At 46.4% G+C, this 737-nt stretch carries 1 protein-coding gene; it reads left to right on the top strand.

Annotated elements, in window-relative coordinates; all coding sequences use genetic code 11:
* Positions 1 to 737: Ig-like domain-containing protein (locus tag AB4298_RS21235; RefSeq protein ID WP_371988326.1), on the top strand; the 737-nt coding region annotated here is incomplete at both ends.

The following is a 737-nucleotide window of genomic DNA, read 5'->3' as shown; positions in this document are numbered from 1 at the left end:
CCGACCTTTGTCAAAATACACGGTGATTATCCCGGTGTGACGACCCTTGATTGGCAAGTATTGAGTGATGGTGAAAGCTATGCGTCAGTGGCGTTAATTGATGTTGACCCCCAAACGGTCGCCGTTAATGTTGCGCCTGAGACAACGCCGCTAATGTTGGCCGTGGACAGTGATGAGCCGGTTAACATCAATCTAGGTGATGCTGTGCATGACAGTGATGGTGATGAATTAACCATTACTGAGTTTGTTCAAACAGACAATCGTTTTCAACAAGACGGCTTTGATGTGGTTTATCGTGCCTCAGGTTTTGTAGGGCAGGAAATCGCTTACTATACCGTTGATGATGGTCAAGGCGGTAGCACCATAGGTACTGTGTCAATAACGGTATCGGATGCCAATCCGGTTACGCCCAATACGGCACCAGAAGCGAGTGATATTGAAAAGTCACTCGGGCAAGGTGAACGTATTCAAATTGATATTTCGCCATCAGTTGCTGATGTTGACGGTGATGAAGTGCAATTGCATAAACTCGCGGCCACCTCAGGACGAGCGACAATCATCGATCCTAACACCATTGAATACAACGCTGCGCAGTTTAGCGGACAAGACAGTTTTATTTATGTCGTTAAAGATAATAAAGGTGGTTTTGCTCAGGCTGAAGTTAAACTTGATGTGGCAGCAGCTGAAGTCATCTTACCATTAGCGACTCAACCTCTTACGCTGGCAATGTCCCAAGG

The sequence above is a fragment of the Shewanella sp. 10N.261.52.F9 genome (genome assembly GCF_041471165.1).
In the GTDB taxonomy this organism is placed as follows: Bacteria; Pseudomonadota; Gammaproteobacteria; order Enterobacterales; family Shewanellaceae; genus Shewanella; species Shewanella marinintestina.
The sequence above is the reverse complement of the archived record's forward strand: the minus strand, read 5'-3'. Positions and strand labels throughout refer to the sequence as shown.